20 protein-coding genes are annotated in these 17,792 nt (G+C 64.4%); 10 read left to right on the top strand and 10 right to left on the bottom strand.

The genetic code is table 11. The features are described 5' to 3' along the window. Positions 1-177: 177 nt before the first annotated feature. Together ABIB80_RS06775 and ABIB80_RS06780 are read left to right on the top strand one after the other, a co-directional pair. On the top strand, positions 178-1,395 hold the full coding sequence (locus tag ABIB80_RS06775) for an OpgC domain-containing protein (RefSeq protein WP_007599617.1): 1,218 nt from the start codon (positions 178-180) through the stop codon (positions 1,393-1,395). 46 nt (positions 1,396-1,441) lie between these two features. Then, the gene (locus tag ABIB80_RS06780; RefSeq protein ID WP_219682953.1) at positions 1,442-1,930 is read left to right on the top strand and encodes a DUF2059 domain-containing protein; all 489 of its coding nucleotides are present in this window, start codon (positions 1,442-1,444) and stop codon (positions 1,928-1,930) included. Between the two features lie 317 nt (positions 1,931-2,247). On the opposite strand, the gene ABIB80_RS06785 is transcribed toward ABIB80_RS06780, so the two are convergent. Then, positions 2,248-3,450, bottom strand: a complete 1,203-nt coding sequence (locus tag ABIB80_RS06785; RefSeq protein ID WP_007599621.1) for an MFS transporter — start codon at positions 3,448-3,450, stop codon at positions 2,248-2,250. A 191-nt stretch (positions 3,451-3,641) separates the two neighbouring features. On the opposite strand from ABIB80_RS06785, the gene ABIB80_RS06790 reads away from it, so the two are divergent. The 3 genes from ABIB80_RS06790 to ABIB80_RS06800 all read left to right on the top strand — a co-directional run bounded on the left by ABIB80_RS06790 (position 3,642) and on the right by ABIB80_RS06800 (position 6,576). Beyond that, positions 3,642-4,442: an MBL fold metallo-hydrolase gene (locus tag ABIB80_RS06790; RefSeq protein ID WP_007599623.1), complete on the top strand. Its 801-nt coding sequence runs from the start codon at positions 3,642-3,644 to the stop codon at positions 4,440-4,442. 154 nt (positions 4,443-4,596) lie between these two features. Then, positions 4,597-5,613 (top strand): alpha/beta fold hydrolase, encoded by a 1,017-nt coding sequence (locus tag ABIB80_RS06795; RefSeq protein ID WP_007599625.1) that lies wholly within the window; start codon positions 4,597-4,599, stop codon positions 5,611-5,613. Positions 5,614-5,628: 15 nt separating this feature from the next. Further along, positions 5,629-6,576 carry a fatty acid desaturase gene (locus ABIB80_RS06800; RefSeq protein WP_007599627.1) on the top strand — a complete coding sequence of 316 codons (948 nt, stop codon included), beginning with the start codon at positions 5,629-5,631 and terminating at the stop codon, positions 6,574-6,576. Positions 6,577-6,646: 70 nt separating this feature from the next. Here the strand turns inward: ABIB80_RS06800 and ABIB80_RS06805 are convergent, their stop codons facing one another. Continuing rightward, positions 6,647-6,880 carry a hypothetical protein gene (locus tag ABIB80_RS06805; protein WP_007599629.1) on the bottom strand — a complete coding sequence of 78 codons (234 nt, stop codon included), beginning with the start codon at positions 6,878-6,880 and terminating at the stop codon, positions 6,647-6,649. A gap of 99 nt (positions 6,881-6,979) precedes the next feature. Beyond that, positions 6,980-7,999: a helix-turn-helix transcriptional regulator gene (locus ABIB80_RS06810; protein ID WP_035994003.1), complete on the bottom strand. Its 1,020-nt coding sequence runs from the start codon at positions 7,997-7,999 to the stop codon at positions 6,980-6,982. An 82-nt stretch (positions 8,000-8,081) separates the two neighbouring features. On the opposite strand from ABIB80_RS06810, the gene ABIB80_RS06815 reads away from it, so the two are divergent. After that, positions 8,082-8,726 carry a glutathione S-transferase family protein gene (locus ABIB80_RS06815; protein ID WP_007599631.1) on the top strand — a complete coding sequence of 215 codons (645 nt, stop codon included), beginning with the start codon at positions 8,082-8,084 and terminating at the stop codon, positions 8,724-8,726. Positions 8,727-8,952: 226 nt separating this feature from the next. Here the strand turns inward: ABIB80_RS06815 and ABIB80_RS06820 are convergent, their stop codons facing one another. The 4 genes from ABIB80_RS06820 to ABIB80_RS06835 form a co-directional block, all read right to left on the bottom strand. Continuing rightward, positions 8,953-9,738, bottom strand: a complete 786-nt coding sequence (locus ABIB80_RS06820) for an enoyl-CoA hydratase/isomerase family protein (protein WP_007599632.1) — start codon at positions 9,736-9,738, stop codon at positions 8,953-8,955. Between the two features lie 12 nt (positions 9,739-9,750). Next, positions 9,751-10,860, bottom strand: a complete 1,110-nt coding sequence (locus ABIB80_RS06825; protein WP_007599633.1) for a cyclic nucleotide-gated ion channel — start codon at positions 10,858-10,860, stop codon at positions 9,751-9,753. 112 nt (positions 10,861-10,972) lie between these two features. Continuing rightward, a complete protein-coding gene (locus tag ABIB80_RS06830) occupies positions 10,973-11,191 on the bottom strand; it encodes a hypothetical protein (protein ID WP_007599638.1) in 219 nt (72 codons plus the stop codon). A 131-nt stretch (positions 11,192-11,322) separates the two neighbouring features. Then, positions 11,323-12,768 carry a TAXI family TRAP transporter solute-binding subunit gene (locus ABIB80_RS06835; protein WP_007599640.1) on the bottom strand — a complete coding sequence of 482 codons (1,446 nt, stop codon included), beginning with the start codon at positions 12,766-12,768 and terminating at the stop codon, positions 11,323-11,325. Positions 12,769-13,169: 401 nt separating this feature from the next. On the opposite strand from ABIB80_RS06835, the gene ABIB80_RS06840 reads away from it, so the two are divergent. Then, complete coding sequence (locus ABIB80_RS06840; RefSeq protein ID WP_018458457.1) at positions 13,170-13,517, top strand: DUF3307 domain-containing protein; 348 nt, start codon at positions 13,170-13,172, stop codon at positions 13,515-13,517. Positions 13,518-13,792: 275 nt separating this feature from the next. After that, the gene (locus tag ABIB80_RS06845) at positions 13,793-14,191 is read left to right on the top strand and encodes a hypothetical protein (RefSeq protein ID WP_007599645.1); all 399 of its coding nucleotides are present in this window, start codon (positions 13,793-13,795) and stop codon (positions 14,189-14,191) included. Here ABIB80_RS06845 and ABIB80_RS06850 read toward each other — a convergent pair. Together ABIB80_RS06850 and ABIB80_RS06855 are read right to left on the bottom strand one after the other, a co-directional pair. After that, positions 14,188-14,511, bottom strand: coding sequence for a YkgJ family cysteine cluster protein (locus ABIB80_RS06850; protein WP_007599647.1), 324 nt, complete (start codon positions 14,509-14,511; stop codon positions 14,188-14,190). The two genes, ABIB80_RS06845 and ABIB80_RS06850, sit on opposite strands and share 4 nt — an antisense overlap. Positions 14,512-14,524: 13 nt before the next feature. Beyond that, a complete protein-coding gene (locus ABIB80_RS06855; protein ID WP_007599649.1) occupies positions 14,525-15,223 on the bottom strand; it encodes a helix-turn-helix transcriptional regulator in 699 nt (232 codons plus the stop codon). Positions 15,224-15,335: 112 nt separating this feature from the next. Between ABIB80_RS06855 and ABIB80_RS06860 the strand changes: the two genes are divergently transcribed. Beyond that, positions 15,336-15,641 carry a hypothetical protein gene (locus ABIB80_RS06860; protein WP_007599651.1) on the top strand — a complete coding sequence of 102 codons (306 nt, stop codon included), beginning with the start codon at positions 15,336-15,338 and terminating at the stop codon, positions 15,639-15,641. A 38-nt stretch (positions 15,642-15,679) separates the two neighbouring features. Beyond that, positions 15,680-16,408, top strand: a complete 729-nt coding sequence (locus ABIB80_RS06865) for a glutathione S-transferase family protein (RefSeq protein ID WP_007599652.1) — start codon at positions 15,680-15,682, stop codon at positions 16,406-16,408. Positions 16,409-16,611: 203 nt separating this feature from the next. Here ABIB80_RS06865 and ABIB80_RS06870 read toward each other — a convergent pair whose 3' ends face one another. Continuing rightward, positions 16,612-17,763 (bottom strand): ABC transporter substrate-binding protein, encoded by a 1,152-nt coding sequence (locus ABIB80_RS06870; protein ID WP_007599653.1) that lies wholly within the window; start codon positions 17,761-17,763, stop codon positions 16,612-16,614. Between the last annotated feature and the right edge of the window lie 29 nt (positions 17,764-17,792).

Raw genomic sequence — 17,792 nt, forward strand, 5'->3', positions numbered from 1 at the left:
CAGCGCGGAGGACGGCACGCTGGTGCGGCCCGCTCCGATGACTATGCCCTTGCACGCGCAGCAAGGTCGGCTACCGTCGGCCCTGGCCACACGGCCAGGCGACTTTTGATTTCAATTTTTTAGCATCCGATTTTCCGGCGCCGCGACGGCGCGACGCCCACCGAACGAGGCGGGGCCATGATCACACGGGACCAGTCAGCGCTGCTCGCGCCGGTCGAGCGCGACCTGCGGCTCGATCTCTTCCGCGGCATCGGTCTGTGGATGATCTTCCTCGACCACATCCCGCACGACGTCGTGGCCTGGCTGACCTTGCGCAATTACGGCTTCAGCGACGCCGCCGAATTCTTCGTCTTCATCTCCGGTTATCTGGTCGGCTGGATCTACGGCCCGATCGTCGCGGGCGGCTGGTTTGCCGCCGCGCTGAAGCGGCTGTGGCGGCGCGCGGTCGAGATGTATGTCGCCCACATCATGCTGTTCCTGCTGTTCACGGCACAGATCGCCCGCACCGCGCGCCGCTTCGACAATCCGATGTACGAGCACGAGTTCAATGTCTTCAATTTCCTGTCGCATCCGGACGAGCTGATCGGGCAGGCGATCCTCCTGAAGTACAAGCCGGTCAATCTCGACGTGCTGCCGCTCTACATCACGCTGGTGTTCGCCTCGCCTTTCATCGTGTGGTGCCTGGTGCGGCGGCCGAACCTGACGCTCGCCGCGTCCGTGGTGCTCTACGTGCTGGCGCGCTGGTTCGACTGGAACGTCGCCTCCTATCCGCCCGGCACGCACTGGTACTTCAATCCGTTCTGCTGGCAGCTGATGTTCGTGTTCGCGGCCTGGTGCGGCATCGGCCAGATCGACAAGATCGCGAGATGGGTGTGGTCCAAGGCGGCAATGACGTTGGCCGCGGCCTGGCTGGCGTTCGCGCTGCTGATCGTGATGACCTGGCACGTCCCCTCGCTCGATGCCCTGATCCCGAAATGGATGATCAAGGCGATCTACCCGATCGACAAGACCGACCTCGACATGCTGCGCTTCACGCATTTCCTGGCGCTGGCAATCTGGGTGACGCACCTCATCTCGCGCAAATGGCGGACCCTGCACGGGGCCTGGCTGCGCCCCGTGATCCTCTGCGGTCAGCATTCGCTGCCGATCTTCTGCCTCGGCGTCTTCCTGTCGTTCTCGGCGCACTGGATCCTGACGCAATACACCAAGGGCGTATGGGAACAGCTCGCGGTCTCCGTCGTCGGCATCGTCATCATGATCGCCGCCGCCTGGCTGCTCGACCGGGCCGAACGGGTGCCGAACCTGTTCGTGAAGGTGACGGAGATCGAGGAGGCCGACACCGTCCTGGAAAGCGCGCCCGCGGACAGGTCTGCCGTGGCGCCCGCGGGTCATTGAGGATCGCCGGCCTGCATTTTCGTGGAGAGATCCAACGGAGAAGTTTATGTCCAGACTTGTGTTGACGATCGCCGGCACCCTCCTGCTTCTGATCTCGGGTGCATCGGCGCAAGCACCCTCGCCGGAGGCGATGAGCGCGGCGCGCAAGCTCGTGGTCACCCTGAAGATCGCGGATCAGTATCGCGCGCTGTTGCCGCAGCTCCTGCTCAAGCTGAGGCCCGTGGTCGCGCAGGACAGGCCGGAGATCGAACGCGACTATGACGCAGTGACGGCACCCGGCTCCGAGATCTACACTCCGGCCCTCACCTCGATGATCGACCAGGTCGCCGCTCTCTACGCCCAGAGCTTCAGCATCGACGAGCTGCGCCAGATCGAGGCCTTCTATGTCCAGCCGGCCGGGAAGAAGCTTCTGGAGAAGTCGGATGCGCTGGCGCAGGCAAGCGCGCAGATCGGCCAGGACGTCGGCCAGAAGACGGCCGACGAATTGAAGCAGCGTCTCATCGAGGCGCTGCGCCAGAAGGGGCACAAGCTCTGAGCTTGCCGCGCTCGCTGGCTGATTGACGCGGCCAGCGCCCGCGCGGCTCGACGTGTTCTTGGGGCCGCAAATCTATCTCGGCGCCTCCGGCGTGATCACGGGCAAGCCTGCGGCCGACAACATCCTCTCATTGATCCAGGCGCACAAGGTCACGTCGTTCTTCGCGCCGCCGACGATCTGGATCGCGGGCAAGCGCGAGCTGCGCCAGCGCTTCGTCGGCGGTGAACGCTCGACAAGGCGATCCAGAAGAATTTTGGGACTTGACGCATTCCTCTTCTCGCTCTCCCGCAAGAACAGGGAGAGCGAAAAAGGACGCCTCAATACTTCTTCACGTGGGCACCGAACGCGAACCACAGCGCCATCGACGCGAGGCCAAAACCGCCGAGCAGCAGGAACGTCGGGCCGTAGCCGATCCATTGCGCGATCCAGCCGCCAAGCGCGGGACTGAGGCTCGCGCCGATGCCCTGCACGGTGATCACGGCACCCTGGCCGAGATTGATGCGGCCGGTGCCGTTGAGCGCGCGCGCGACCATGCCGGGGACGGCAACCGTCTGGAGTCCCGTGCCGATGCCGTCGAGCACCTGCATCGGTACGACGCCCCACCAGCCCGTGACGAAGAAGGCGAGCACGCCGCGGATGGGCAGGAACATGAAGGAGACGAGGATGACAGGCCAGTAGTTGCGCTTGCTCGCCGCTTTCATGGCGATCAGCGACGTGATGATCATGACGCCTTGCGCGATCACCACGGTGGTCGCGACGAAGCTCGGGCCATTGGCTTGGCCTTCCGCGACCGCCGCCAGGCCATAGAGCGGAACGATGGCGGCATTGCCGAGATGAAACAGCGCGAGCGCCAATGCCAGCACCAGCAGCGCGCGGTGCTTGAGCAGCATCGTGAACGCGTCCGGCGCGCTGTCGGGATCGTCCTCCTTGCTGCCGCGCGCAGCGCGATCGTCGATCGCCTTGGCCGGGATCATCATCACGCAGGCGATCGCGATGGCGCCGAACACAGCCGCCAACACGAACACCGAGACGTAGCCGAACTTGTAACCCAGATAGCCCGACAGCGCGGCGCCGACCATGTTGCCGGCGTGGTTGAAGGCCTGGTTGCGGCCGTTGAGCGCGTTGAAGCCCTTCTGCTTGGCAATGCCGAGCGTGATGCCTGTGACAGCCGGCACGATCGCGGCGCTCGCAAGGGATTGTGCGACTTGCGAGAACGTCACTGCCCAGAAATTCTGCGAGATCAGGATGATCGCGGACGCGAGCACCACGCAGATGCCGGGAATCACGACCCACATCCGCTTGTTGCGGCTCGCGTCGATGAAGCCGCCGATCGGCGTGGTGATCAGCATGCCCGCGACATTGCCGATCGTCATCGCGGTGCCGATCAAGCCGCTCGCCCAGCCGCGCTCCTGGAGGAAGACGCCGACGAAAGGGCCGATGCCCGACTGCATGTCGGCCATGAAGAAGTTGAGAGCGAACAGGGGCCAGATACGAGACGAGGAGGGGGACCGCGATGTCATCGATACCAAAACGTGGTCTCAGCCGGGATACGGCGGGTGGGACATGATCCTTTCAGCCAATCGTTCTGGCGCGGACGAGAGTTTAACGGGCGCTGATCGGGTTGGTTCCAGGTTTCGCCCGGTCGGCGGGGCTTGCGATCACGGCCAGCAATTCCCTATTGACGTTGGATCGTCTTTGTCGGGAGTACGGCATGCCCCTCTGGACCTGCGAAACCTGCGGCGCGCAATTTCCGGGCGAAAATCCGCCAACGTCCTGTGAAATTTGCGAGGACGAACGGCAATACGTCGGCTGGAACGGACAGACTTTCCTCACGCGCGAGGCGCTCTCGGAACGTCACCGCATGGTCTGGCGCGACGACCTCGGCCTGACCGGCATCGCGCTCGAGCCAAGCTTTGCCATCGGTCAGCGCGCGCTGCTGGTGCCGCTCGCGGACGGCTGGCTGATGTGGGACTGCATCCCGCTGGCGACGCCGGAGGCGATCGCGCATGTGCGGTCGCTCGGCGGGTTGAAGGCGATTGCGATCTCGCATCCGCATTATTATGGCGCGCTCGCCGACTGGAGCGAGGCGTTCGGGGGCGTGCCGGTCTATTTGCACGCCGATGATCGCCAATGGGTGACGCGTCCGCATTCCTCGATCGTGCACTGGACCGGCGAAAGCCATCGCATCTCCGACGATGTGCTGCTGCTGCGCACCGGCGGTCATTTCGCCGGCGCCACCATGCTGCACCACGCGAGTGGTGCGGACGGCAGGGGTGCGCTGCTCACCGGCGATATCGCGCAGGTGACGATGGATCGCCGCTTCGTCAGCTTCATGTACTCCTATCCGAACTACATGCCGCTCAACGCCGCCGCGGTGCGACGGATTGCGGCTGCCATCGAGCCGCTGGCCTTCGACCGTGTCTACGGCGCCTGGTGGGATCGCAATATCGCCGCAGGCGCCAAGGCCGCATTCGCGGCCTCTGTCGCGCGCTATCTGGCCGCCATCGCATGAGCCGGCGCGAGACCGCATTTATCTTGCTGGTCCACAATAAATGGACTATAAGTACAGTTATTAAGCGTGACGCGACGATGCGTCTGCGGGACCGGCATGATCGATGCATCGCTGTTTCCGCGGCGCGCTTGCCGCGTGAGCGGGAGTTCGGTCCATGACGGCAGGGCGCGACTACGAGATCTTCGAGGCCGGCGACGTCGCGCTCCGGTCCGGGGTCGTCGTCCCTTCGCTCAAGCTCGCCTACAAGACCTACGGCACGCTCAGTCCGGACAAGGACAACGTGATTCTCTATCCGACCTCGTTCAGCGCGCAGCACGCCGACACCGAGTGGCTGATTGGCCCCGACGGGATGCTCGACCCTACGCGGTACTTCATCATCATCCCGAATCTGTTCGGTAACGGGCTGTCGTCCTCGCCGTCGAATACCGCCGCGCCGTTCCCGATCCTGACCTATCACGATGCCATCGCGGTCCAGCACCGGCTGCTCACCGAGCGGTTCGGCATCTCGAAGCTTGCCCTGGTCTATGGCTGGTCGATGGGCGGCATGCAAGCCTATCACTGGGCGGCGCTGCATCCCGATATGGTCGAGCGGGCGGCCGTCGTCTGCGGCAGTGCCCGCTGCGCGGCCTATAATTACGTCTTCCTGGAAAGCGTGAAGGCCGCGCTGACCGCCGACCCCGCCTTCCGCGACGGCCGCTTCGCCGAGAAGCCCGTCGCAGGCTATCGCGCCATGGGGCGCGTCTACGCGGGTTGGGCGATGTCGCACGGTTTCTATCGCGACGAGATCTGGCGCGAAGCGGGCTTCACCTCGCTGGACGACTATCTCGCCCGCAGCTGGGACGCGGCGTTTGCCCGGCGCGATGCCAACGATCTCCTGGCGCAGATTGGGATCTGGCAGAACGGCGATATCAGTCGCTGCGCCACATTCGACGGCGATCTCGATCGCGCGCTCGGTGCGATCACGGCCCACATGCTGCTGATGCCCGGTGCGACCGACCGCTATTTCGACGTGCGCGACAACGAGGACGAACTCGGCCGGCTGGTCAATGCGCGCTCTGCGGTGCTGCATCCGATCCCGTCGCTGCACGGCCATCGCGCCGGCAACCCCGTCAACAATCCGCGCGATCAGGCCTTCATCAAGGCCGAGATCGCGGAGCTCCTCAGCAAGTAGGACAGGCATCCGATCATGAGCGACGCAACGATTTCAGAGTCCGGCCATCGCTTGAAGCCGCTGGCGCCGACGATGCTGCGGGAATTGTCGGTGCGCTCCAATCTCAGAGGTGCCGCGCAAAGCCTCAGCCATTACGGCCTGGTCGTACTAGTCGGCGCGCTGATCTGGAGGGTCTCTTCGACCTGGGGTGTCTTTTGGGCGCTGCCGCTGATAGCGGTGCAGGGCTATCTCGTCGCCTTCCTGTTCATGGCCGTGCACGAGACCGCGCACAAGACGGCGTTCAAGAGCCGCGGTCTCAACCTCGTGGTCGGCTACCTCTCGGGTTTCATCATCGGATTGCCTTACGAATATTATTGCCTGTTTCACTGGGACCATCACCGCTACACCCAGGATCCGGACAAGGACCCTGAACTGGTCGTCGGCGTGAAACCGAAATCCGACACGCAGCTCGCGCTCGCCTATAGCGGCGTGCTTCAGGTCGCCGGACGCCTGCGGCTGATGCTCGGCCATGCCGTCACCGGCAAGGTCGTCGTGCCCTGGATTCCCGAGAACAGGCGCGCCATCATCGTCACCGAGGCGCGCGCTTATGCCGCGCTCTATGCGTTGCTGCTCGTTCTGTCCTTGTGGTTCTCGTCGGCGCTGCTGCTCTGGGTCTGGATCGTGCCGCTGATCATTGGGCAGTTCTTCCTGCGGCCCTATCTCTACGCCGAACACACCGGCTGCGAGCGTACCCGCAGCGCATTCCAGAACACTCGCACGACCTACACCGGCGCAATCGTCAAATGGATCGCGTGGAACATGCCCTATCATGTCGAGCACCACGCCTATCCCTCGATCCCGTTCCACGCGCTGCCAAAGCTGAACGGAATCGTCGACGGCGAGATCGTCCATCGTGGCCGCGGCTACATCAGGACGACGCGCGAGACGTGGGCCTGGTTTCGGCGACATAGACAGGCCGGCTAGCCGAAGAAAGTTGACGCGCAAAGGCCCCGATCGCGGTGCGATCGGGGCTTTGTCGTGAATGCGGCTGATATCAGTAGATCCCGTACGCGCACACGTTGACGACGCGGACGCGCAGGCCGTGGCGGGTCTGGACGACGCGCTCCTGATAGCAATTGTTGACGCCGCTGTTGACGTAGACGCCGCCAAAGCCCCAGCTGGGACCCCAGTGATGGTGAAAGCCGTGGGCCGACGCGGCGGTGGGGGCGAGAGCGGCAACGCCGAGCGAGCCGGCGGCGATCAGACCAAGTGCAAGCTTACGAAACATCTTCATTCTCCAGTGTGGCGCAAGGGCCGTTGTTGTGTCCCTGCATCTCGGTCGAGCCGAAACGCGGATGCGTTCATGCAGGCAGGGGAGAATCGTGTTTCAGGAGTGTTTCGTCGGTCGCGGCGCGTTGCGCCGCCGTCCTGTTTTCCGCGCCGCGCGATAGCGCACAGCCATCGCCTCTGTCAGCTCCGCCATCTTCTCGCGCAGATCGGCCGGTTCCAGCACTTCGGCCTCGGGCCCGAGCCGCAACAATTCGGCGGCGGCATGCCATGACGTCTTGCCGGTCGGCACTCTGGCAATGCGCCAGCCATCTGCATCTGCGGTGTCTTCGAGCTGCGTACGCGCCCTGACGTAAGGTTGGCTCAGTGCGTCGAGCAGTTTCACGCCGAAGGGCGACAGCCGGACGATCGCGACATTGGGATGCATCTCGGCCTCGAGACGCAGCGTTGCGTCCCGCCAATAGGCGGCGAGATCGAAACCGGCGGGCCGCTCACAGCGATCGTCGAGCGCCGTGCAATCGAGCACGCGCGCGACGCGATAGGTCCGCACGCTGCCGTCGACCAGACCTGCGAGATACCAGCTGCCGCCTTTCAGCACGAGACCGAGCGGCGCGACGCGGCGGTGCTTCTCGGCGCGCCAGCTCTGGTAACGGATTTTGATCAGTGTCCCGCGCAGGGTCGCGGCAGCGATGGTGCGCAGATGCTTTGGTTCTTCCGCCTCGCCTAACCAGCCCGGCGCGTCGAGATGAAAACGCTCCTGCATCCGTCCCGCGTCTTCGCGCAAATTGGCGGGCAGGGCGGCCATCAGCTTGTTCTGTGCGGCGATCATCGCCGCATCGAGCCCGAACGCCGCCGCCGGGCCCGGCAATCCCGCCAGAAACAGCGCTTCCGCCTCGCTTTGCGACAAACCATTCAGCCGCACGCGATAACCGTCGAGCAGGCGATAGCCGCCCTCCGCACCGCGGTCGGCATAGACAGGGACGCCGGACGCCGCGAGCGCGTCGATGTCGCGGTAAATCGTGCGCACCGAGACTTCGCAGGCCTCCGCGAGCTCGGGCGCGGTGACCTGCCCCTTGGCCTGGAGGGTGGTGAGGATCGACAGCATCCGGCTCGCGCGCATGATCTCTTAAACCATACCTGACACAGGATGTCAGGTATGGTCCGCTACAACGCCATCGCCAGCCGGCCAGATGGAGACCGCTATGACCGATCCGAACCGCATCACGTTATATTATTCGCCGCAAACCCGGGCCACCGGCACGCGGGTGCTGCTGGAGGAGCTGGGGGCGCCTTATGATCTCCATGTCCTCAACATGAAGGCCGGCGAGCAGCGCCAGCCGGCCTATCTCGCCATCAACCCGCTCGGCAAGGTGCCAGCGATCCGCCACCACGGGCAGCTTGTGACCGAGCAGGTCGCGATCACCATCTACCTCGCCGATCTTTTTCCGGAGGCGGGGCTGACGCCTGCGCTGAACGATCCGCTGCGCGGCCCCTATCTGCGCTGGATCGCCTATTACGGCTCATCCTTCGAGCCGGCCCTGATCGACAAGTTCATGCAGCGCGAGCCGGCACCGATCACGCAATCGCCGTATGCCGACTATGACATCATGCTCGGCGCGCTCGAGGCGCAGCTGTCGAAGGGACCGTATCTGCTCGGCGAGCGCATGACGGCCGCGGATGTGCTGTGGGGCGTCGCGTTCAGCTGGACCATGATGTTCGGCATCGTGCCGAAGAAGGATGTGTTCGTCCGCTATGCCGAACGGATGACGGCGCGGCCGGCGTTCCAGCGTATCACTGCGGCCGATGCCGAGATGGCTACGCAGCATGCTGCGGCTGCTGGAGCGTGAGCGGCATGCATCGGTGAACGACGGCGCGCATCTCAAATCCGGTGTCGTCCCGGCGAAGGCCGGGACCCATAAGCACAGGATTACGTTTTGCGAAGACCCGGAGTTACCAGTTCGCCCTACAACTCCTTCCTGGGAGTATGGGTCCCGGCCCCCGTGCGCAATTGCGCACTTAGCCGGGACGACACTGAGGGTGTGGCGCGCTGTTGCGAAATAATGTCCATCTCACTCAAAACCGAGGCAGTCGTTTTTCCGCGAAGGCCTTGATGCCTTCCTTGATCTCGTCGCCGCGCATGCTGTCGCGGTGACGGTGGTCGGCGGCTTGCTGGTCGAGTTCGCCGCGGGCAAATTCGTTGATCGCGCGCTTCATGCCGCGCATCGCCTGCGGAGCGTTGCCGGCGAGGATGTTGGCGAGCTTGTCGACCTCCTCGTCCAGAAACTCGACCGCCACCATATCGGTGAGGTAGCCGATCCGCAGCATCTCCGGCGCGCTGATCTTTTGCGCGGTCAGGAACAGCTTCTTCGCATTGTCGACGCCGAGCCGCGTCACATAGCGTTTGATGCCGCTGCTGTAATAGTGCAGCCCGAGCCGGGCCGCGGGCATGAACATCTCCGCAGTGTCGACGCCGATGCGGAAATCACAGGCGAGCGCGAGATCGGTCGAGCCGCCATAGACGCCGCCATTGAGCCGGCAGATCGTGGGTACGCCCAGATCCTCCAGCCGATTGACGACGACCTCGAACGCCGAGCCCGCGCTCTGCTGCTCGCTCGCACTGACCGCGCGCTCGGCAACGGAATTGAGATCGTAGCCCGCGGAGAAGGCGCGCCCGGTGCCGGTCAGCACCAGCACGCGAATGGCGGGATCGGCCTCGACCCGGTCGAACAGCTTGACTAGCTCGCCGAGATCCTCGGCCTGGAGCCGGTTGAGATGTTGAGGCCTGTTGAGGCGAATGGTGGCGCGTGCGCCGGTGATTTCGAGCACGGGGCCAGAGGCCGCGTCGGTGATATCCGACATTCTTGTCTCCATTTATTTGTTTTCGAGCGTGCGCCGCTTCGCCTCGGCATCGATGGTCTCGGCGAGATCGGGATGCCGCGCCATCAGCACGCGGAAGTCGACGAGGTCGAGCACAAGAAGCCGCGACACCTTGGTGGTCGAGACATTGGCGCCGCGCAAATTGTTGCCGAGCAAGGCCATCTCGCCGAAGAAGGCGCCGTCGCCGAGCTGCACCTTCTTGCCGGGCAGGTCGACCTCGACCTCGCCGGCGGCGATGAAATACATGCAGTCGCCCTGCGTACCCTTGCGGATGATCATGGTGCGCGCCGGCAGCTCCATGGTGCGCAGCATGTGGGTGACGTCGGCGATGGCGGCCGGCCCAAGCGCCGCGAAGAACGGCACCTTGCTGACGGATTCCCAGGTCTTGAGGAAGTTGTCACGCCGGGTCTCGGCGGCAAAGCCGGTCGCCAGGATGCCGGTCCAGAGGCCGAACACACCGAGGCCGGAGATCATCACCAGCGCGGCCACCATGCGGCCCAGCGGCGTCACCGGCACGACGTCGCCATAGCCCGTCGTCGTCAGGGTTGCGACGGCCCACCACAGTGCGGCGGGGACGCTGCCGAAAGTCTGGGGCTGCACGTCCCGCTCCAGGAAATATTCCGCGACCGAGGCCAGGAAGACCACCATCAGGAAGATCACGAGCACGCTGACCAGCGGTCCCGATTCCAGCACCAGCACGCGGCGGAGCTGCCGCAGGCCGGGAATGCCGGGCACCACCTTCAGCACCCAGAGCACGCTGAGCAGCCACGCCGTCCTGGGCTCGATCCCGAGAATCAACGCGGCCGGCACAGCCAACGCTCCGACTGTGTCGACCAGCCCGGCGGAGGAGGACATGTAGAGTGCAAGGCGCCCCTGTCGCGCCATATGGCGTAGCCGGACCACCCATTCGAACACGAAGTAGACGAGGCAGGTCCAAAGCAGGGCATCGACCCAGCGATGCGCTGTCTCATAGGCCGGGTTGACCGTCAGCAGCACCATGGCGAGCACGCCGACGGCGACGGCCACGTAGGCCGCCCTGGTCATGTTGCGGCCGGCTGTGGCGGCCGCGAACTGGGCCATAGCGGAGATCAGCGGCTTGGACATGCGGGACGGCGGCTCGGTTTTGTCTTTGCGGTCCCCGGCTGGAACCTCGGTGCCAAAGTGCCTGCCCGGGCCGAGGTCGTCAACGACGGGCGCGTCCGCCGGCCACGCGCCGCTACTTGAAATGCGGCGGTTCGTCGTAGCCGCGACGGCTGCTGAAGAACAGCAGCACCATCAAGCCGATGCCGACAACAACGGAAAACCCGGCCCCCAGCGCCAGCGCCACATAGCCTTCCGTCGGGATCGGCTCGCCCTCGACCGTCATCGCGGAATAAGCGAAATAGCCAACCGCCGCCAACATTCCCAGCAGGAAGATGATGAGGAGTGCACGCATGGCGCAGTCTCCGGTTGATCCGAGAACAAACGGTTGTGGACCGGGGACGGTTCCCGGACTAGGGCCCCCCGGTCGCTCGGCCCGCCGCAGGCGGGTGTCTCGAAGGATGGCCGCAGTCGAGCTTCGATAGGTCAGGCACTCTGAGCTGTCTTCACCACCACGACATTGCTCTCGTCGTGGTGGGGAGGGGCCACATCCTGAGCTGCCTTCTCGCTCTCGCCGGCATGGCGCTTGAGGTAGTCGCGGCGCATGCCGATCTCGTCGCGGACGAATTCGTAGCCGAGCTTGAACGTGTCGAGCCCGTCGGTACTGATCGTGCCGTCTCTGAGGCCGATGACGGCGCCGCGTAAAATGCCTTCCAGCTCGTCCTGGAGACATTCGAGCTGGTCCAGCGAATGAGCGTGTTCGATCCGCTCACCGATGTCGAGAATGGCGGTGGAGAGCTCGCTCGCCTTCTCGGGCGCGATCCGGGTGATCTTGGCGTAGATCGCGGCGAAGATCGAGCCGATGACGCTGAGCGCGGCAGCGCCCAGATACATCAGGTCGCTGTACTTATCCATGAACGACTTGGTGTCGTCGTTGATGTAGTCGGCCGCCCCTTGATGCGCCATCACGAAGGCGTCCTTCTCGACGGAGGCGGGCTCGATTCTGCTGGCAAAGCCGCTGTCGAGCCCGAGCGCGGACTTGTTCTCGTAGACGGTGCGCGCGAGTTCCCCGGCCGCCGTCGGCGACATCCTGGATTGGGCGACCAGCAACCATTCGAGACCGATCGTGTCGAGATCGTCGTCGGGAATTTCCGGCGATGCAGACAGCGTCCCCGCCGTCAGCGTCTCGCTGGAAATGCCGGGGATCCTGCGCGCCAGCGCTTTCGCCTCGTCGATCGCGTTCAGTGTGAAGCCGCCACGCCTGGCGACCTGCTCATACGCCTTGTCCCGCACCGCCCGCGAGGCGTGAACGATGGCGACGACCGCGCCAAAGCCGCTCGCCGGCGCGAACAGCTTGTCGAGCGTTGCGCCCTGCGGCGCCATCTGGATCTTCGCCGCGTCCGGACCGTCGGGAATGTCGAGGATGCCGCGGACGAAGGCGAGCGAGGATTCGCTGTCAGCGAGGACGGCGACCTTCTTCTTCTTCAGCTCGGCGAGCGACTTGATCTTTTTGTTGCCGGGCCCGAGCAGCAGCACGAGATCGTGCTCGAGGATCGCGAGCGTGCGTGCCCGCAGCGGCACCTTGGCGTCGGTGCGGAGCACCGCGAGGTCGGCCTGCTTGCGGTCGAACTGGGCGATCGCCTTGGCGTTGTCGGCGTTGTTGACGATCTTGATCCGGAAGCGCGAGGCGTTGTTCTTCAGGACGGCGGCGAGCTTGGCTGCGAACAGCGCCTCATCGCTGTTGGGCGCGCCGACGGCAAAGGTCAGCGTTTCCGAATTGTGCACCAGCATGCGGCCGCCCCAGACGGTGGCAAGCGACAACAGCAGGGTCAGCACGACGTAGAGGAAGACCTGCTGCTGGTTGGTCTTGATCACCTTGGGTCGCCGGGGCGGTGGCTCGATCGGCGATGAGGTCGGGCCCTCAGTACTCATGGCAGCACTCTGGCCTTATGCTTCCGGTGGCGGGCGGCTCGCGGATGTGATCGCTGCGGTCGCCCTGCAATTCGTAAACGTCTGAAAAAAGAACGATATTCTCTACCGGCGATGATAGCGCGCAGCCCGCGGAATGCAAATTCCGAGCCGAAGGTAACCTTACTCAAGTCGGCCGCGGCGATTGGCCATCCTATCACCAGTTAGCCACAGTTGGCGATTTTCCGGTTCCCCCCGGCTGCATTCCGCCGCGGGAGGTGTCATAAATCGCAAGTCCCGGCGATTTGACCGGTCCAGGAAGAGATTGCGCTGAACGCTCCAATTCTTCTTGTCACGTCAACGAGGGCGCCTTGTCGTTTCCACCCCTGTCATCGGCGGTTCCGGTCGAAGCCCTCATTGGCTGGATGTTGCTGCTGACGTTCAAGCACATCATCGCCGATTTCGTCCTCCAGACCGCCTGGATGGCGCACGGCAAGGACCAGAAGCACGGCTGGGCCCTGCCGCTCCTGGTACACTGCCTGGTTCACCTCGCGGTTGCGCTGCCGCTGATCCTGATCGTGGCGCCGAAATTCTGGTTCGTGGCGTTGATCGACTTCGTGATCCACATCACGATCGACCGCGCCAAGGGCCTCGTCTCGGCCAATTTCGGCGTCGACCTTGCGCATCCCTGGTTCTGGACCCTGATCGGTGTCGACCAGGCCCTGCACCATCTGACCGGCTTCGGCCTCTCCATCTTCATGGCGGCGAACTGACGGACGATGGCCCTCTGAAGTGGCTGTCGGGCCTGCATGGTTCGAGACGGCGCTTCGCGCCTCCTCACCATGAGGGTGAGAATCTTTCAGCAGAAAACAGACCTCACCCTGAGGGCACGCCGAAGGCGGGCGTCTCGAAGGATGGCCACAGAGAAACCCTTTCCAGCCCATTGATTCGCTGCCCACGCGCAAGCACCCCGGGCGACTACCGGGCAGCGTGGTTAACCTTTCATTAGAGAATTGCACTGCATCTTCGCCCACGAGGGAGAACTGCAATGTTTTCAAGCCGCGATACCTTTGAAGGCGATTCGTGCCCGGTCCGCGACGAGCTCCTTGGCGAGATGTACCGCGCCAGCGAGAGTGGCCTGCCGAGGTTGGTTGAAAGTGTTTCCCCAGACGCGCGCGCCAGGCTGGCGCTGTTCTGCTATCGCCGCAGCCATTTGCACTCGCTGGCGGTCGCGATCGCCGGCAGCTGTAACGAGCGCGACCTGATCGAGAACGGCGGCCGTGTCGGTTCGACGCTCTACGCGCTCGCGCGCGAAGGCGCGGCGAAATCCTCGCCGTCGCTGTCCGGTGGCCGCAAGCCGATCACGCTGTCGACCAAGCCGCTCTCGGTGCTCGCGCCGCTGGACGACGAGATCGACGACGAGATCAGTGAAGCCGTCCCGGCCTAAACGCTCGCGATAATTGGCAGCCCGAATTTCCGTCGCGCCATCGCGCATTCGGCATCACCCGGCATGCATGTGCGGCACACCTCCGGCCGCACTGCGTAGATGCCGCACGCGGTCGCTTTTCCAATTTCTCCCTGCAACGCCGAACAGCGATCGCCTTCGCAGCGCATGCCGGATTGACGCGCGTTGACGAGCGCTTCGGGAATCGCGGCGAGCTCCTCGTCGCTCTCGATCGAGAAGCGAGGCCAGTTCGCCGAATAGCCGCAGCAGGCGCCGCAACTCTGGCAACAGCTCGACAGGTCGACGGGGGCGTTCTCGTCCATCGTCACGTGTCCTTCACGTATCCTTGGGCGGGCCCCAGACCAGGCTTTGCCGCCATTTCGCGCGCAGCACGTCGCGCCTTTCAGGATATCTCTCGTCGGGATAGCTCGCATCCACCACGCGGTCAGTGCGGAAGCTGCGGAAGTCGCCGCGCAGCTCGCACCAGGCCGCGAGCAGGCGCACGGCTTCGAGATAGCCGATCGAAATCGGCCAGATCATGCGCTCGCTGGCGCGGCCCTGCTCGTCGCGATAGCGCAGCATGATCTTCTTGCCTTCGTGGATCTGGGTGCGCGTGCGTGCCATGTCGAGGCGGTCCGGCTCCCTGTTCCAGCTCGGCCGGGCCCGGCTTGCCGGCTCCAGCACGAAGGGGCGCAGGCGCTCGGGGACAGTGTCGGCGATCTTGGCCATCAAATCTTCAGCCGCGCGCGCCAGCGCGGGATCGGCATGGCCGGCGACCCATTGCGCGCCCAGCACCGCCGCCTCGATCTCGTCGGGTGTCAGCATCAAAGGCGGCAGGTCAAAACCCTTTTCCAGGATGTAGCCCATGCCGGCTTCACCGCGGATCGGCACGCGTTGGCCGATCAGCGTGGCGATGTCGCGATAGATCGTGCGCTTCGAGGTCTCGAGCTCGGCCGCGATGGCGTCCGCCGTCAACGGCTTACGCGTGCGCCTCAGCACCTGGATGATTTGAAACAGCCGGTCGGCGCGTCTCATGACGGGTCTCTTGTCGGTGGTTTTTCAGAAGGTGGCGCGCGGCTGCTGACAGGATGTTGGCAGCAGGGGAGTTCTATACCGGGACAACACGTCGACTGAAGAGGATTTGTCCATGATCATTCCAACTCATTTCGGCCCGGCCGCTGCGCTGTGGCGGACCCAGCCTTTACGAGTCCCGCCTTTGCAAGTCCTGCGTTTGCAAGTCCGAGCTTGGTACGCATGGGCGTTCGGACGCCTCGTATCGCTTGATCTCATGGTGCTCGACCTCCGCCTTGCGCTCGCGACCGTGGTGGCTCGCTTCCTGGTCCAGGCCGCGGACGGGCTGGTTCATCATGTCATGGCCCGCGCCTGGCGGGGGGCCCGTTTCGCAGAAGATATCACGGCTGCTGCCACCATGGTGGCAGCAGCCCGCGGCTAAGTTCCCTCAACTCTTTCGGTCGTTTCAGGAGAGCCTTCATGATCACGCTTTACGGCTTTGGCGCCGGTTTCGGCCTGCCGGAAATCAGCCCCTTCGTCACCAAGACGGAGGTGCAGCTCAAGATGGCGGGACTGCCCTACCGGAAGGAGCGGGCGATGCCGCCCGCCTCTCCCAAGGGGCAGCTGCCTTTCATCGACGATGGCGGCGAGGCGGTGGCCGATTCCACCTTCATCCGCGCCCATATCGAGCGCCGCTATGGCTTCGATTTCGACGCCGGGCTGTCGCTTGCCGAGCGCGCACAGGCTTGGGCATTCGAGCGCATGATCGAGCATCACGTTTATTTTGCGCTGGTCGGGGCGCGCTGGGTCGACCCAGTCAATTTCGCCAAGGGGCCTGCGCATTTCTTCGACGGCGCGCCGGAGCACAATCGCGAGAAGTTGCGCGAGGACGCGCAATTCCGTGTCGCCGAGAACTATTTGCTCTCCGGATTAGGCCGTCACGCGCCCGATGACGACGTCGATCTCGCCGTGCGCTCGCTGTTTGCGCTCTCGGTGCAGCTCGGCGACAAGGCCTGTCTGATGGGCAACAAGCCCTGCGGCGTCGATGCCACCGCCTTCGGTGCACTCGCCGGGATCCTGACGCCGTTCTTCGAATCCGCGCTGCGCCGTCGCGCCGAAGGATTTCCGAACCTCACCGCTTATGTCGACCGGATGATGGACACTTACTATCCGGAGTTCGCCTGGACCCCGTTGCGACAGGCGGCTTAGTGCTGTGCGACGTTGGCTTGGGGCGCTGAAGCCTCCACGTCGTCATGGCCGGGCTCGTCCCGGCCATCCACGCGTTGCCGCGCGGAACGAAGAACGTGGATGCCCGGGACAAGCCCGGGCATGACGCCCCGAGGGTCTGGGACTGCAAACAAAAGAGCCGGCCCATCGGGCCGGCTCTCGTCGTCTCAATCCTGCGGTCGCGCCTATTTCACCAGCATGTACTTGCCATTCTTCACCGTGAGCAAAATCCGCGAACGGTCGTCGAGGCCGTAGCGGTCCTTTTCGGTGAAGTTGTAGACGCCCTGACTTGCGGCCAGCTCCTTCTCCGACAGCAAGGCCTGGCGAATTGCTTCGCGGAATTCCGGCGTGCCGGGTTTCGCCGTCTTGAGTGCCGTCGGGATGATGCGCTTGAGAATCTCGAAGGCGTCGTAGGAATGGCCGGCGAACTGGCTGCGGCTGTTCGGGCCGTACTTGGCTTCATAGGCCGAGTTGAGTGCGAGGCCCGGCTTCTTGGTGGCGGCTTCGTCCGGCTGGTCCTCGGGATCCATGACGGGACCGGAGGCCATCAGCACGCCTTCCGCCGCTTTGCCGGCGATGCGGATGAAGTCCATGCTGGCGGCGCCGTGGGTCTGGTAGATCAGGCCCTGATAGCCACGCTCGCGCAGCTCGGTCTGCGGCAGCGCGGCTGCGGTGCCGGAAGCGCCGACCAGAATGGCGTCGGGATTCGCAGCCACGAGCTTCAGCACCTGTCCGGTCACCGAGGTGTCGGGGCGAGCGAAGCGCTCCTCGTCGGCGATGGTTATGCCCATTGGCACGGCCTGCGCCTTCAAATCGTTGAACCAGAGGTCACCATAGGAGTCGGAATAGCCGATATAGCCGATGGTCTTCACGCCCTTGGCCTTCATGTGATCGTACAACACCTTGCCCACGATCGGGATCGGCTGCGGCATCGCGACCGACCACTTCATGCGCTCCGGCGTGATCGGGAACGGCGCCAGGCCGAAATGCGGAATGCCGGCTTCGTTGGCGACGTTCGACACCGCGATGGTCGGCGGCGTCAGCGCCGAGCCCATGATGATATCGGCCTTGGATTCGGTCACGAAGCGGCGGGCGTTGGTGGTCGCGGTGGTGGGATCGCCGCCGTCGTCGAGTACGATCACCTTCAGCGGCACGCCGCCGATCTCCTTCGGCACGAACTCCAGCGCATTGCGCTCGGGAATGCCCAGCGCTGCGCCCGGGCCGGTCGTGGTGGTGGTGATGCCGATGGTGACCTCGGCGGTCTGGGCCAGCGCGGGCACGGCCGGCAGCGCAAGCGCGGCCGCGGTGACGGCGGCGGTCAGGTAAAAGCGTTTCATCTATTCCTCCCTTTATGTGTTTCTTTGAA

Origin of the sequence: Bradyrhizobium sp. i1.15.2 (genome assembly GCF_040548425.1) — a bacterium.
GTDB classification, from domain to species: Bacteria; Pseudomonadota; Alphaproteobacteria; order Rhizobiales; family Xanthobacteraceae; genus Bradyrhizobium; species Bradyrhizobium canariense.